This is a genomic window from Kribbella speibonae (genome assembly GCF_004331375.1).
Lineage (GTDB): Bacteria > Actinomycetota > Actinomycetes > Propionibacteriales > Kribbellaceae > Kribbella > Kribbella sindirgiensis.
This window is the reverse complement of record NZ_SJKC01000006.1, coordinates 77,930-92,269: the sequence shown is the minus strand read 5'-3', so window position 1 is coordinate 92,269 and position 14,340 is coordinate 77,930. Positions and strand designations below refer to the sequence as shown.

General features: G+C 69.5%; 12 protein-coding genes. All 12 read right to left on the bottom strand.

The genetic code is table 11. From position 1 onward, the window contains the following. Nucleotides 1–40: 40 nt before the first annotated feature. From E0H92_RS34845 to E0H92_RS34790, 12 genes are read right to left on the bottom strand one after another with little or no spacing between them, the layout of a single operon-like run. On the bottom strand, nt 41–1,192 hold the full coding sequence (locus E0H92_RS34845; protein ID WP_131499256.1) for a glycosyltransferase: 1,152 nt from the start codon (nt 1,190–1,192) through the stop codon (nt 41–43). Continuing rightward, nucleotides 1,193–3,817 carry a glycosyltransferase family 4 protein gene (locus E0H92_RS34840; protein ID WP_131499255.1) on the bottom strand — a complete coding sequence of 875 codons (2,625 nt, stop codon included), beginning with the start codon at nt 3,815–3,817 and terminating at the stop codon, nt 1,193–1,195. Beyond that, nucleotides 3,814–5,115: a nucleotide sugar dehydrogenase gene (locus tag E0H92_RS34835; protein ID WP_131466737.1), complete on the bottom strand. Its 1,302-nt coding sequence runs from the start codon at nt 5,113–5,115 to the stop codon at nt 3,814–3,816. Before E0H92_RS34835 ends, E0H92_RS34840 begins: the two co-directional genes overlap by 4 nt. A gap of 25 nt (nt 5,116–5,140) precedes the next feature. After that, on the bottom strand, nt 5,141–6,331 hold the full coding sequence (locus tag E0H92_RS34830) for an acyltransferase family protein (protein ID WP_131466738.1): 1,191 nt from the start codon (nt 6,329–6,331) through the stop codon (nt 5,141–5,143). A 4-nt stretch (nt 6,332–6,335) separates the two neighbouring features. Further along, nucleotides 6,336–7,388 carry a non-hydrolyzing UDP-N-acetylglucosamine 2-epimerase gene (gene wecB, locus E0H92_RS34825; protein ID WP_131292815.1) on the bottom strand — a complete coding sequence of 351 codons (1,053 nt, stop codon included), beginning with the start codon at nt 7,386–7,388 and terminating at the stop codon, nt 6,336–6,338. Nucleotides 7,389–7,390: 2 nt separating this feature from the next. Next, the gene (locus tag E0H92_RS34820; RefSeq protein ID WP_131499254.1) at nt 7,391–8,392 is read right to left on the bottom strand and encodes a Gfo/Idh/MocA family protein; all 1,002 of its coding nucleotides are present in this window, start codon (nt 8,390–8,392) and stop codon (nt 7,391–7,393) included. A 1-nt stretch (nt 8,393) separates the two neighbouring features. After that, nucleotides 8,394–9,485, bottom strand: coding sequence for a DegT/DnrJ/EryC1/StrS family aminotransferase (locus E0H92_RS34815; protein WP_202874001.1), 1,092 nt, complete (start codon nt 9,483–9,485; stop codon nt 8,394–8,396). Further along, the gene (locus E0H92_RS34810) at nt 9,482–10,093 is read right to left on the bottom strand and encodes an acyltransferase (protein ID WP_131499253.1); all 612 of its coding nucleotides are present in this window, start codon (nt 10,091–10,093) and stop codon (nt 9,482–9,484) included. Before E0H92_RS34810 ends, E0H92_RS34815 begins: the two co-directional genes overlap by 4 nt. Continuing rightward, complete coding sequence (locus E0H92_RS34805; protein ID WP_131499252.1) at nt 10,090–11,283, bottom strand: hypothetical protein; 1,194 nt, start codon at nt 11,281–11,283, stop codon at nt 10,090–10,092. The genes E0H92_RS34810 and E0H92_RS34805 overlap by 4 nt, the downstream gene beginning before the upstream one ends. After that, nucleotides 11,283–11,930, bottom strand: a complete 648-nt coding sequence (locus E0H92_RS34800) for a hypothetical protein (RefSeq protein WP_131466743.1) — start codon at nt 11,928–11,930, stop codon at nt 11,283–11,285. The genes E0H92_RS34805 and E0H92_RS34800 overlap by 1 nt, the downstream gene beginning before the upstream one ends. Then, nucleotides 11,927–13,249 (bottom strand): glycosyltransferase, encoded by a 1,323-nt coding sequence (locus E0H92_RS34795; protein WP_238153274.1) that lies wholly within the window; start codon nt 13,247–13,249, stop codon nt 11,927–11,929. Before E0H92_RS34795 ends, E0H92_RS34800 begins: the two co-directional genes overlap by 4 nt. After that, nucleotides 13,246–14,340 (bottom strand): glycosyltransferase, encoded by a 1,095-nt coding sequence (locus tag E0H92_RS34790; protein WP_131466744.1) that lies wholly within the window; start codon nt 14,338–14,340, stop codon nt 13,246–13,248. The genes E0H92_RS34795 and E0H92_RS34790 overlap by 4 nt, the downstream gene beginning before the upstream one ends.

Here is a 14,340-nt window from a genome sequence, read left to right as displayed (position 1 = left end):
AGTGTGGGCTATACGCCGCACTTCTTCGGACGTTGCGGGTTCAGAGGTCTTCGTACGCTGCGACCAGAGCGGCTGCGTCGTGTTCCCAGTTGAGCTCTTTGGCGGCGGCGCGGATTCCGTCGGTGTAGGTCGGGTAGTTCTCGATCACCGTGCGGACTGCGGTCGCCAGGGAGTGGGGGTTGCCGGGCTCGTAGAGGGCGCCGAGTTTGTAGTGGGTGACGACCGCGCGCAGTTCGGGGAGGTCGGCCGCCACGACCGGGACGCCGGCTCGGACTGCGTGGAAGAGTTTGTTGGGGAGGGCGAGGCGGTGGTTCTCGCAGGTGTTGGTGAGGGTGACGAGGGAGATGCCGTAGGAGCGGAGGGTGTCGTCGACCTCGTCGATGGAGCGTTCGGGGACGGTTTCCACCGGGCCCAGATCCAAGCGATAGTTGGGGTCCACCGACCCCATCAGCACCGTGCGGAACGGCGCCAGTTCACGGGCCGCCGCGACAACAGTCGGCAGGTCACGCCCGGCGCCGACGCGTCCGGCGTACAGCAAGCCCTCGGGCTGCTCGGGTGCCGGCGGTACGTCGTCCGCACGCGGGAACGTGTTCCGTACGACGCGCACATCGGTCAACCCACGTGACCGCAGCCGCGCCGCGATCCCGTCCGACACGGTGAAAACCACCCGCGCACGAGAAGCCAACGACACCTCGTACCGCCGACCGCGCGCCCGCCACAGCGGCGTCGGCCGTCCGGGCAGCGCCCGGTCGAACCACAGCTCGTGACTGTCGTACACCAGCGCCGCGGACCAACGAGCTGCGTACTCAGCGGCGAGCTCCAGCGTGTTGAAGTCGTGCGCATGCACCACGTCGACCGGACCGGCGTCAGCCACCCGAGGCGCCGCGGCGACGCGCCACTGCTTCTCGGTGCGCAAACGGTGCTCCGGCAGCAACAGCCAGCGCCCGAACCGCTTGGCCAGCACCTTGGGCCCGGTATGCCCGTGCCCGACCGTCAGCCCGCCGTTCCCGGCCCGCAGACCGGAAGAGCGGGAGACCGACTCCACCGTGATCCCAGGCCCCACTTCGAAGCCTTCAGGGACGTCCCGGCCGATCACATGCAGCGTGTGACCGGCCGCGGCGAGCGCCGTCGCCTCCCGCAGGATCCGCGAGTCCCCGGCGATCGGGGACTGCGCGATCATCAGAATCCGCACTTACTCGCTCTCGTCCTCATAAACCAGTTCGTTGTTGAGGAACGGCAGCAGTTCCGCGACCGACTTCCGCCCGTCGTGCAGGTCGCGCACGAACGACGGTCCCGCGTCGGCGATCTTGCGGGCGGTGTCGCGCTCGGCGACCAGCCGCTCGATCACCTCCGACAGGTCGTCCGGCGTCGCCTCGGCGATCGGCAGGTCGGTCGGCAGCAGGTCCCGGACCGGGTCCGCGATGTGCCCGACGGTGACCCGGCCGGCCGCCATCGCCTCGCAGGCGAACACGCCGTACGAACCGAGCAGCAGCTGGTCGACCACGATGTCGGCGCTCTTCACCATCTCGGCGAGCTCCGCGTGCGGTACGCCCTGGACCCGGTTGTACTTGATCAGGCCTCGTGCATCCAGGTCCGTCAGTACCGGGTCGACGTACGCCGAACCCTTCAAAGCAGAGGCCGACGGCGCGTGCAGCACCACCGGAACCTCGCGCTCGAGCACCGGCTGCGTCGACACGAACCCTTCGACGTCGACGGCCAGCGGCAACCAGATGCCGTTGTCGACGAACTCCAGCAGGTCCGGCGTGGTGACGAAGACCGGTCCGCGGTAGCCCTCGAGGTGGTGCCGCATCAGGTTGTTCGCGGCCTGCAGGCGCACCGTCAGCTCGTCGTCAGGGTTGCGGAACGGCGAGTACCGGTACTGCTCGCGGTGCTGGGCGGGATCGCGGATCTCCGACCCGTGGAACACCAGACCGTGCTTGATCCCGGCCTGGTCGAGCATCGGTACGTCGGTCGTCCACATCTGCCCGCGCTGCTGGCCGAACATCGGCCGGCCCGCCTCGAACAGCACGTGGGTGACCTCACGCAACGCGTACGCCGTCAGCTCCAGCTGCCAGCGCAGATCCGACCGGTACTGCCGGTAGGTGCCCGTCCGGTGCACGCGGAAGTCGAACGCGCCGCTGCCCGTGGTGAGCGACTCGGCCTTGACGTCCGGCACCTCACGCTCGAGCGCCGTCGCCCACAACCACGCCTGGCCGGCGCTGTTGACCGGACCGAGCAGCAGGTGCCGCCCGGTCTTGTGCGCCTTGCCGCCCGGCCGCGTGATGTCGAGCTGCCGCCCGGTCAGCTCGGCGTACAGCTCCCGCAGCTTGGTCGCCTGCCCGGCCCAGGACACCTCCTGCTGGTACGCCGGATCGGCGACCCGCTCGCGGTAGGTGTCCAGATCGCCGAGCACCGTGCGGACCTTCGACGCCAGGTCGTGCGCGTCGGCCGCGGTGAAGACCTCGCCGATCTTGGTGCGGTCGACGAACTCCTTCATGCTCGGCATGTCGCTGACCACTACCGGCAGCCCCGCGAACGCGTACTCGAACAGCTTGTTCGGCAGCGCCATCTCGTGGCTCGGGTAGCGCAGGATCGGGATCAGCCCGACGTCGGCGGTTCGCAGGAACGCGACCACCTCGTCCGGCTTCACCGGGTCCAGGCAGTGCAGGCGGTCCTGCACCTCCAGCTGCGCGGCCTGCGCCTGCAGCTCGCGGACCGCGTCCGTCGCCACGCCAGGGACGCACACGACGGCCAGGTGCGCGTCCGGCAGGTCCACCAGCGCCTGGACGGCGGTGTGGATGCCACGCGCCCGCGTCACCCCGCCGCTGTAGACCAGCAGCGGTACGTCGGAGGCCAGACCGATCTGGCTGCGAATGTCGGACACCTCGACCGACACGTCAGCAGGGTTCGGCGTGTTCATCACCACGGTGGGCTCTTGCCGCAGGTTGTGCTCGCGCCGCAGCCGGGTCGCGATGGCCGGGCTGACGGTGATCACCCGGTCCGCGTCGCCGATGTACTCGGCCTCGTGGTTGGCCCAGGCCGCGATCGAACGCCGGGTCCGGGCGCCGTACTGCGAGAGTCCGGCGACGTACTCGTGCGCGTCGTACACGACCTTCAGCGTCCGCCCACGCAGCTTGGCGCGGCCGGCGGCGCGGGTCGCGACGCCGATCACGTGCATGTCGTGGGCGTGCACGACATCCGGCTCAAGGCGGTCGATCAGGTCGCCGAACGCGATCTCCAGGTCCAGCGCCTCCGGGTGCAGCTTGCGCCACGGCGCCGGCCAGGGCAGCCGGTGCAGTACGCCGTCGTACGCCCGCCAGCCGAACTTGAACGGTCCGTCCGCCTTGTTGCCGACGCCCTTGCGGACCCAGGCGGCGCGCTCGGCGGCCTGCCAGCGCGCGCGGCGGAGCAGCCGGGTGGCGACACCGGCCTTGAACTTGACCGGGTTGCCCTGGCCCGCCTTGGCGCGCGCGATCGCGTGCCCGGAGTCCGCCTTGAGTTCCTTGAGCTCGGCCGCGATCCGCTGGCTGCGCGCCACATAGGTTGCTCGGTACCGGTACCCCACCAGTGGCGGCCGCCAGTTGCGGCGCGCCGTACGGCTTCGTTTCCGTTCCTCACGCAGCGTGAAAGGCACCGCTACCCGGACGATCAGCGCTCCGTCGAGCATCTCCCTCGACGGCAGGCCGCTGGCCGAGACCCCGAGCACAGTCACCTCTGCTCCGGTCTCGGCCAGTGCTGCGGCCTCCTTGCGGACCCGGCTGTCGTTGGTGACGTCGTTGGCGACCATCATCACGACCCGCAGGTCGGCATGTGTCACTGGCTGACCGACCTTCCGATCACAATCCGACGCACGCCGGCCCACTTGGCCGGGTCGGTGCGGTCGCGACCGTCGACGAGCACCTTCACGCCCGGCAGGTCGGCCGGGCTCAGCTGTGCGTACTCCGCGTGGTCCGCCTGCAGCACCGCCGCGTCCACCGGCGCGCCCAGCGTGTACGGCGTGAAGCCGAGACCCTGGAGCTCGTCGTCGGTGTACAGCGGGTCGTGCACGGACACCTCGGCACCGCGCGCCTTGAGCGCCTCGACAGCCGGGAAGACTCCGGAGAAGGCGGTCTCCTTCACGCCACCACGGTACGACGCGCCGAGCACGACGACCTTGGCGCCCTTGAGGTCACCGAACGCGCCCTCGAGCAGACCGATCGTGTAGTCCGGCATACCGGCGTTCGCCTCGCGGGCGGCCCGTACGACGGTGGCGTCCGGGTCGGTGTACAGGTACAGCCGCGGGTAGACCGGGATGCAGTGACCCCCGACCGCGATGCCCGGCCGGTGGATGTGGCTGTACGGCTGCGAGTTCGACGCCTCGATGACGGCGTGCACGTCGATACCGTTCTGGCCGGCGAACCGGGCGAACTGGTTCGCCAGGCCGATGTTCACGTCGCGGTAGGTGGTCTCGGCCAGCTTCGCCAGCTCGGCCGCCTCCGCGGAACCCAGGTCCCAGACACCGTTCGCGCGGTCCAGGTCCGGGCGCTCGTCGAAGTCCAGGACGGCCTCGTAGAACGCGGTGGCGCGCTTCGCGCCCTCCTCGGACAGGCCGCCGACCAGCTTCGGGTACTTGCGAAGGTCCGCGAAGACACGGCCGGTGAGCACCCGCTCCGGCGAGAACACCAGGTGGAAGTCGGTGCCCTCGGTCAGGCCCGAGATCTCCTCGAGCATCGGCTTCCACCGGTTCCGGGTGGTGCCGACCGGGAGCGTGGTCTCGTAGCTGACCAGCGTGCCGGGGCTCAGGTGCTCGGCCAGTGAACGGGTCGCGTTCTCCATCCAGCCGAACTCGGGCTGCCCGGTCTGCTCGTCCACGAACAGCGGCACGACCACGACGACCGCGTCGCTGTTCGGGATCGCGTCCGCGTAGTCCGTGGTCGCCCGCAGGCGGCCGTCGGCCACGGTCTCGGACAGCAGCTCCTGCAGGTGGGCCTCACCCGGGAACGGCTCCTGGCCGGCGTTCACCAGCTCGACGAACTTCTCGTTGATGTCGACGCCGACGACCTGATGGCCCTTGGCCGCGAACTGGACCGCCAACGGCAGTCCGATCTTGCCTAAGGCAACAACACTGACACGCACAGCAACTCCACTAGGTAGTGATTCTTCATCGGGGGCCTCGGAGCTTTCGTTCCAGCGGGTGCTCGACGAACTTGTAGAGCAGCCACGAGGCAATGATCGAGAGGACGAGGACACCGGCGTACCACGTCAGGTTGGACCAGCCGATCGGGCCGGCGATACCGTGCTGCTCCTTGATCGCGTACAGGATCGTGGCGTGCACGAGGTAGAAGGCGTACGACCACTGGCCGAGCGCCACCATCGGCTTGCTGCGCAGGATCGACCGGCCGCCGCGCATGTCGCGGGCGGCGACCGCGAGGATCAGGAAGCCGTACAGGAACGTCAGGACTTCCTTCTGGCACAGGCCCATCGTGACCGCGCCCGGGACCTGCGTCGGGTGCGCACCGGAGTACCAGAGCAGGTACAGGCCGCCGCCGGTGACCAGGAACGCGAACCACACCGGGATCCGCGGCTTCCAGCCGGATCGCAGCGAGATCGCGAGGCCGATGCCGAACAGGAACGCCACCGAGTGCAGCACCGGCTGCGGCAACACCGGTACGTCGGCCTTGTAATGGAACAGCGCCAGGCGGTACGCCCCGCCGAGCACGAGCACCGAGACACACAGGATCAGACCGCCGACCGTCTTCAGCCGCTGCGTGGCCCGCCAGACGAACGGGAAGTACGCGTAGAAGAACGCCTCGACCGACAGCGTCCAGCCGGCCGGGTTACCGCCGTACAGGATGGTCGGGTTGTTCGACCAGCCCTGGACCAGGAACGCCGACAGCACCAGCACGGTCATCGAGACCGGCTTGATCCAGGACATCCCGGTCGGCGGCTCGAACCGGTAGAAGACGAAGATCGCCGCGACCAGCGTCAGGAAGTACAGCGGGAAGATCCGCGCGAACCGCCGCCGGTAGAACGTGCTGATCTTCGTCCCCGGCCGCGACGACCAGGTGAGCACGAAGCCGGACAGCACGAAGAAGAACGTGACGCCGGACGTGCCGTACTTCAGGAAGTCGTAGATCGGCAGTGGCGCCAGCTGCGTCATGTGGTGGCAGAACACGAAGAAGGCCGCCCACCAGCGCAAACCGGTGAGCGACTCGACTCGTGGCAACCTCTTGCCGGGATCCGGCGGTGAGGTGGTGGTGACAGGCGCGCCCGAAGACGGGCTCGTGACACCGGCCGACCCGGGCATTTCCTGGGTCGGCGGCGTCTGGTTCTCTTCGGCGGCCTTCGTCATGTAGTTACTCCGCGAGAGTGGAGACGACACGCTCTGCAGCGTGGCCGTCGCCGTACGGCATCGGGCGGTCCCCCGTGGGCGTCGGCCGTGCGGCCAACTCGGGCAGCTTACTCACGTCGGATGTCAACACGTTCCATCCGTCGTCCAGCGTCTCGACCCACTCGGTCTCGGTGCGCAGCGTGGTGCACACCCGGCCGAGCAGGAAAGCCTCCTTCTGGAGACCGCCGGAGTCGGTCACGACACCGGCCGAACCGAGGACGGCCGCGACCATCTCCGGGTACGCCAGCGGCTCCCGGACGTGCAGCGAACCGTCCGGACGCTCCAGCTTGATGCCGTGCTCCGCGCACTTCGCGACCAGCCGCGGGTGGGCCAGCAGCAGAACCGGCGTACCGGCCCCGGCGAGACCGTCGACGATCGCGGCCAGCCGGGCCGGGTCGTCGGTGTTCTCGGCCCGGTGGATGGTCGAAACGACGTACTCACCGCGCTTGAACGGCAGGTCCAGCGGCTTGTCCGCCACCGCGTCGCGGACCCGGAAGCACACGTCGGTCATCACGTCGCCGACCAGCCGCGACCTGTCCTTCAGGCCCTCGTTCGCCAGGTGGTCCATCGCGACCTGGGTCGGGGCCAGCAGCAGGTCTGCCGCGTGGTCGGTGAGTACCCGGTTGTGCTCCTCCGGCATCAGCCGGTTGAACGAGCGCAGGCCGGCCTCGAGGTGCGCGACCGGCAGGTGCATCTTCACCGCGGACAGCGTGCCGGCGAGCGTCGAGTTCGTGTCGCCGTACACCAGCACCCAGTCCGGCTTGTGCTCGTCCAGTACGGCGTCCATCGCGGCCAGCATCGCGCCGGTCTGGACACCGTGGCTGCCGGACCCGACGCCCAGGTGGACGTCCGGGTCCGGGATCCGCAGGTCGGCGAAGAACACGTCGGACATGTTCTTGTCGTAGTGCTGCCCGGTGTGCACGATCACGTGCTGGTGCTCCGTGGCGGCAAACGCCTCCGCCACGGGTGCCAGCTTCACGAACTGCGGGCGCGCCCCGACAACGCTCAGAACCTTCATGGCTACTGGGACTCCCCGGCGACCTTGACGGTTCGATCCTCGGACGCCGACTGCAGAACGGCCTCGGCGACCCGCACGGTGGTCAGACCCTGCTGCAGCGTGACGATGTCCGCCTCCTTGCCGAGCACCGCGTCGCGGAACTGCTCGTGCTCGGTCTTCAGCGGCTCCGGCTTGCTGATCGCGTAGCGGATCATGTCGCCCTCGCTGACACCGCGGAAGTGCGCGACGTCGTCCCACGCGGTGGCGACCGTTCCGTTGGAGTGGAAGGTCAGGTCGGCCAGCAGGGTGTCGGCGATGAACGCGCCCTTCTCACCGGTGACGACGGTGAGCCGCTCCTTCATCGGGGACAGCCAGTTGACCAGGTGGCTGGTGACGGTGCCGTCGGCCAGCTTGCCGGTCACCGCGATCAGGTCCTCGTACTGCCGGCCCGACTTGTGGGCGCTCTGCGCCGACACCGAGACGAACGGCGACTGGGTCACCCAGGCGGTCAGGTCGATGTCGTGGGTGGCCAGGTCCAGCACCACGCCGACGTCGGCGATCCGGGCCGGGAACGGGCCCTGGCGGCGCGTGGTGATCTGGTAGATGTCGCCCAGCTCACCGGCCTCCAGCCGCACCCGCAGCGCCTGCAGCGCCGGGTTGTACCGCTCGATGTGGCCGACCGCGCCGACCAGACCGGCCGCCTCGAACGCCTTCGCGATCTCGGTCGCCTCGGCCGAGGAGCCGGCCAGCGGCTTCTCGATCATCGCGTGCACGCCGGCCTCGGCCAGCGACTTCGCGATCTCGGCGTGGTACTGCGTCGGTACCGCGACCATGCAGTAGTCGATCTTCTCGGCGATCAGCTGCTCGATGTTCTCGTGCACCGGACGACCGCCGGCGACACCGAACTTGTCACCACCCGGGTCGGCGACCGCGACCAGGTCGACGCCCTCGAGGGACGCCAGCACCCGGGCGTGGTGCCGGCCCATCATGCCCAGGCCGATCAGGCCCGCACGCAGGTTCGCCATCTCACGCACCCGCCTTCGCCACGGTGTTCACCGCGGCCACGATCCGGTTCAGGTCTTCCTCGGACAGCGAGGGGTGGACCGGCAGCGAGAGCACCTCGGCCGCGGCCTTCTCGGTCTCCGGCAGGTCCAGCTCACGCTGGAACGACGGGAGCCGGTGGTTCGGGATCGGGTAGTACACGCCGCAGCCGACGCCGTACTCGGTCCGCAGCGCGTTCGCGAAACCGTCGCGGTCCTCGGTCACGCGGATCGTGTACTGGTGGTACACGTGGGTCGCCTCGGCGGCGACCGCCGGAACGGCGACACCCTGCAGGTTCGCGTCCAGGAAGGCCGCGTTCTCCTGCCGCTGCTTGGTCCAGCCGCCGACCTTGGTCAGCTGCACGCGGCCGATGGCGGCGTGCAGGTCGGTCATCCGGTTGTTCAGGCCGACGACCTCGTTCTCGTACTGCTTGAGCATGCCCTGGTTGCGGAACAGCCGCATCCGGCGCTCGAGGTCGGCGTTCGCGACCGAGTTCATACCGCCCTCACCGGACGTCATGTTCTTGGTCGGGTAGAGGCTGAACATCGCGAACTCGCCAAAGGTACCGACCGGCGCACCGTTCCAGGTGGCGCCGTGGGCCTGCGCGGCGTCCTCGTAGATCTGGATGCCGTGCTTGTCGGCGATCGCCTGCAGCGCGGTGACGTTGGCCGGGTGACCGAACAGGTGCACCGGCATGACGGCCTTGGTCTTCTCGGTGATCGCGGCCTCGACCGCGACCGGGTCCAGGCAGAAGTACGTCGGCTCGATGTCGACGAACACCGGGGTGGCACCGGTCAGCGCGACGCTGTTCGCGGTCGCGGCGAAGGTGAAGGACGGGACGATGACCTCGTCACCCGGTCCGACGCCCGCGGCCAGCAGGCCGAGGTGGAGACCCGACGTGCCCGAGTTCGTCGCGACGCACGCACGGCCGGAGACCAGCGCTGCGCCGAACTCCTGCTCGAACGCCGCCACCTCAGGACCCTGGGCGAGCATGCCGGACTGCATGACACGGTCGACAGCCTCGCGCTCCTCCTTCCCGATGATCGGCTTCGCGGCCGGAATCGGCTGCACCATCAGTTCTCCTCCTGTGCTTCATCGGCCGGCCGCAGCCGTCCGTCGGTTTCGATGTACATCTCGCCCGTGTTCGGGCACTTCCACTCGCCGTCCCCGACGGAGAGCAGCGGAACCCCGGCCTTGCCGACCCACTTGAGCCGGCGCGCCGGGACCCCCGCGACCAGCGCGAAGTCTGGCACGTCCTTGGTGACGACCGCACCCGCGGCGACCGTCGCCCAGCGGCCGATGGTGACCGGGGCCACGCACACGCTGCGCGCACCGAGCGAGCAGCCTTCCTTCATCGTCACCCCGACCGGTTCCCAGTCGTGCCCGCTCTTCGGCGTACCGTCCGGGTTCACCGCGCGCGGGAAGTAGTCGTTGGTTAGCACCACCGCCGGGCCGATGAACACGCCGTCCTCGAGGGACGCGGGCTCGTACACCAGCGCGTAGTTCTGGATCTTGCAGTTGTCGCCCATCCGGACCCCGGTCCCGACGTAGGCGCCGCGGCCGATGATGCAGTTCTCGCCGAGGACCGCGTTCTCGCGGATCTGGGCCAGGTGCCAGACCGACGAACCGTCGCCGATCTGGGCGCTGTCGTCGACGTCGGCGGAGGGCGCGATGCGGGCCGTCACAGGGTCTCCTTCTTGGTGAGCCAACTACTCAGTACTTCGGCCGAGCGGCGTCCGTCGTGCAACGCCGCCACGAACTCGGGGCCGGTGGCCGCCCGCTCGGCAGCCGCGTCACGATCCGCGATCAGACCGCTGACGACATCACCCAGGGTGTCGGGATCCGCCTCCACGATCGGCACCTCTCGCCCGGCCAGACTACGCACCCGGTGGCGCACCCCGTCACCGACGTACGAAACCACGATCCGCCCGGCCGCCAGCGCTTCCGCGGCTGCCACGCCGTACAGGCCGATCCGGAGCTGATCGACAACGATGTCGGCGTCACCGATGACGCTTGCCATCTGCTCGTGCGGTACGCCGGTGATCCGCCGGTACTCGACCGCGCCGCTCTCGTGCAGCCGGGTCAGCACCGCGTCGATCTCCTCGGTGCCCTTGAGTTTCGCGTTCGACGGGACGTGCGCGACGACCGGCTTCGCACCGGAGAACAACGGCCGTGCGGCCTGCTGCCAGGGCGCCGGATCGATCGCGACCGGCAGCCACTGGGCGTTCGGTACGTCGTCCAGCAGGTCGACCGTGGAGACGAACACCGGAAGCTGCAGCGACTCGACGAGCTCCGCGTGCCGGCGGGCCTGCGGCTCGAGGCGGTCGGTCAGCTCGTCACCCGGAGTGAACGGCGACCAGCGCTCGCGCTGCGCGTGCCGGCTGGGCAGGCGGATGTCGGAGCCGTGGAACAGCAGACTCAGGTTGATGCCCTTGGCGAGCATCGTCTCGATGTCCGCGGACGCGTCCGAGACGCCGCGGGCGCCGAAGAGCGGACGCAGCGACTCGACCATCACATGCGTGTAGTTCTCGACGACGTACTGCTCCTGGGCGCGCTGCCAGCGCGGCTGACCGAACCACGCCAGCGGTACGCCGTAGTCGTCGGCGAACTGGAACTGTCCCTTGCGGTGCAGGGAGAACGCGACGGCGCTGACGTCCGGCAGGGTCTTGGCGGCCTGTGCCCAGGCGTACCCCTGACCGGCGGAGTTGGTCGGTCCGACCAGCATCCGTACCCGTGTCGCCGCTGCCGGCGGGAAGGCCGGCAGCTGCGCGTACGAGTACCGCAAGCCCCGCAGGCGCCGCCGGACCGCTCCAGCGGTCCGGGCCAAGGGCGCCGGCAGGTGCTCGCGGATCGTCATCGTCGTCGTGTCACCCATTACGCAGAAGGGACCTTCATCATGTCGAGCTCGCGACGGGCCGCGGGCAGACCGAGCACCACCGGGGTGCTCGCCTTCCGCTGGCCGAGGTTCCAGCCGGCCCAGATGGCGCCGGCGTCGAGCGCGATCACGACATCGGCCTGGTCGATGGTCGACAGCACGTCGCGACGGCTGAGCACCCGCTCCCAGTACGTCTTACCGAGGTCGCTGGTCGCCCGCTGCCCGCGCAGGAACTTCACCGGCGCCGAAGTCTTGATTGCCTTAGGCAACATCCGCCCAGCAACCTTCTTGGCCCGCCGCGCGCGCCACTCAACAGCCTTCACCACCCGCTTGGCACCCGTGGGCTTCGGCTTCGGGGTTGGCGCCGCGGGCGGCGGGGTAGGAGTGGGAGCTGCAGGGGTAGGAGCCTTCTCGGCCTCTACCTCAGCAGGCTTCTCCTCAACAACTGTTTCCTCAGGCGCCGGCTCGGCCGGCATCCGGCCTGGGCCGATCAGCGTGAAGGTGTTGACCTTGTCGGCGACCCAGGCGGACGGAGCGACCCAGCCGACGACGTCGATGGTGATGTCCTGGTCGCCGAGGTCCTCACGAACCTGGTCGAAGTACGTCGGCGGCAACTTCCGCGTGGACAGCAGAACAACCTTGCTCATGCGGCGACCCCCTTCACACTCGCGGCCAGCGATTCGATCCGCGGATCCAGCTGCAGGTCCCGCCGGTACGACGCACCGAACTCGCGCGCCTTCGCCCGGATCCCCTCGTCCGCGGTCCGCGCCGCGTGCGCCGCCTCGATCAGCGCCGCCGCGATGGCCTCCGGCGTCACGTCCGCGACCGGGAACCACAACGGATGCCCCCGCAGGACGTCGGACGCCGCGTTCTCCGGGTCGTGCACCGACACCACCGGCAACCCGGTGGCGAGGTACTCGAACACCTTGCCGCTCGTCACGTACCGCCCCTTGCCCAGCATCAGCAGCTGCGCGTCGAACTCGTCGTACGCCTTGGCGATCTCCGCCTTGCCGACCGGGCCCTCGTAGCTGACCCCGTCCTCGGTCGCAGCGTTGATCGTCGCGAGCATGTCCGCCCGCGGCTGCGCGTAGTACCCGAGGTAGCCGTAGATCTTCGCCTTCGCGCCGGCGAGCTCCTCTGACTGCTCCTTGGCGAGCTGCCAGCCCTTGACGAAGTCCGCGAGCGGCACCTTCGGCGACACCGTTCCGACGTACCCGAAGACCAGCGGCCGGTCGGTGACCGCGCCGCGGTCCTGCGTGTCCGGCACCAGGTCGGGGTCGAAGCCGTTGGCGACCGTGTGCATCTTGCTCGCGTGCGCCGGGTAGAGCTTCTCGTGCCAGTCCTTGATCGGGTCGTTCACGAACCAGACCTCGCGGGCGGACTCGACCAGCTTCTTCTCCCACTTGGCCGCCCGGCTGTTCGGCTCGTGCAGCCGGTCACCGGTGAACACGTCCAGCAGCCACGCGTCGCGGTAGTCCATGACGTACGGCACCTGGAACTTCTTGTGCAGGTGGTACGCCGCGGTGAACGCGACGTGCGGGTTGGCGGTGGCGACCGTCAGGTCGACCTTGTGCGCCTGGTGGATGCGCTCCGCGGCCTTCTCGATCACGGAACGCCACGGCCCGTAGCCGCTCTCCGGGAACGGGATCTGGTCCTGCTTCGTGCGCCACTTGGCCCAGAGCTTCGGGTTCGACGCCCGGCGCTTGGACCAGCGGCGCAGGTCGGCTTCGAGAATCGGCCACTCGAACGGGACCCGGACAACCTCGACGGACGGGTCGACCCGTTCCTCGAGGGTCAGGTCCGCACCGGTGAACCGGAAGAACGTGTCGCGGTCGGCCGTCAGCACGGTCACCTTCCAGCCGAGCGCGGCGAACCGGTTGGCCGTGGCCAGGGCCCGGTAGACGCCGCCGCCTCGGCAGGGCGGGAAGCCCCAGGCGACGTACAGCAGGTGTGGGCGGTCGGTCATGCAGTTCCTCTTAAAAGATTGAGAATCGCGTCGGCCAGGTCGTCGTACGGCGTGTTCGTGGGCAGATGGTCCGCCGCCCACTGCAGCGCGTGGTCGCGCAGCTTCTCCAGCTCACCGGGGTCCGCGGACCAGCGCCGCAGGGTCTCGGACGCCTCCGCCACCGAGTCCACCAGGACTCCGCCACCGGACTCCTCGATCACCTTCGTCTGCCGGGGCAGGCGCGTGGAGAGCACGGGAAGACCGCTGGCGAGGTACTCGTAGATCTTGGACGGCATCGCTTCCACGAACGCCGGGGTCGGCTGCAGCATGGCCAGGCTCGCCCAAGCTCCCTTGGTGAGCTGCCACGCGTCCGCCGGTGGCTGGCGCCCGTGCAGCCGGACCCGACCGTTCAGGTCGGGCCGTGCGACCCGGGTCTCCAGCTCGTCCCGGTCCGACGGTGCGACCGGGCCGATCAGATCGAGAGACCAGTCCGGCGCCGCGGCGACGGTCTCGACCATGTCGAACAGTCCACGGCTCCTGCGCAGGTCCCCGACGTACACCGCGCGCGGGGCGCCGGTGGGCGGGGACGGGGCCAGGAAGCCGCGGTTGGGAAGGTTCTGCACCACGATGCGGTGCTTCGCCTGGTGCGGTGCGAGATGCGAGTCGGCGACGACGGTGAGGTCGGCGCCCGCGGCCAGCTTGGAGCCGGCGCGCACGATCATCCGGGCCGGCAGTCCCGCCGGGCCCTGCGCCCAGGCACGGTCGGCGAGAAGCCGCTCGTAGTCCTCGTGCACGTCGACCACGAACTTGCGCCGCCGCAGCGCGGTGACGAGCCGGGTGACCGGGATCATGTCCGGGTCGACCGTCATCACCACCTTGGCCTTCGTGCGCCACGGCAGTACGGCGGTACGCGCGAGCCGCTGCACCATGTTGCCGCGCGGTCCGGCGTGCACCACAGCACCCGCCGGTCCACCGTCGGCGTCGCCGAGGCCCCACAGCTCGACCGACAGGTCACGGTGCTGCAGGGCAGCGGTGATCTTGTGCAGGCGCGCATCGGCCACGTCGTGGCCGGTCGTGATGATCCCCACGTCCGGCGCGGTGCTGCGTGACAT